This window comes from Pedococcus sp. P1_H8 (assembly GCF_056405175.1).
This window is the reverse complement of sequence record NZ_JBFUCP010000184.1, coordinates 1-483: the sequence shown is the minus strand read 5'-3', so window position 1 is coordinate 483 and position 483 is coordinate 1. Positions and strand designations below refer to the sequence as shown.

General features: G+C 67.1%; 1 protein-coding gene. It reads right to left on the bottom strand.

Going from position 1 to position 483, the window contains the following annotated elements:
• A partial coding sequence (locus AC1DYG_RS19500) for an acyl-CoA dehydrogenase family protein (protein ID WP_477641507.1) occupies positions 1–483 on the bottom strand: 483 nt, incomplete at both ends.

Sequence of the window (483 nt, the reverse complement as noted above, 5' to 3'; positions counted from 1 at the left end):
GCCTCCTGGACGGTCAGCTTCCCGGCGTTGAGCTGCTCGATGAACTTGTCCACCATGATCCGGACCGCGGTGGTCTCGGTGGCGAGCTCGGCGAGCACGAACCGGGTGTTCTGGAAGCTGCCGATCGACTTGCCGAAGGCCTTGCGGTCGCGGCAGTACTGGATCGTCATGTCCAGGCAGGACTCCATCGCGGCTGCCGCCACGACGGCGATCGACAGCCGCTCCTGCGGCAGGTTCTGCATCAGGTAGATGAAGCCCATGCCCTCCTCGCCGAGGAGGTTCGCGGCCGGCACCCGGACGTCGGTGAAACTCAGCTCGGCGGTGTCCTGCGCCTTGAGGCCGATCTTGTCGAGGTTGCGGCCCCGCTCGAAGCCCGCCAGGCCGCGCTCGACGACGAGCAACGAGAAGCCCTGCGCGCCCTTGTCGGGGTCGGTGCAGGCCACCACGACCACCAGGTCGGCGTTGATGCCGTTGGTGATGAAG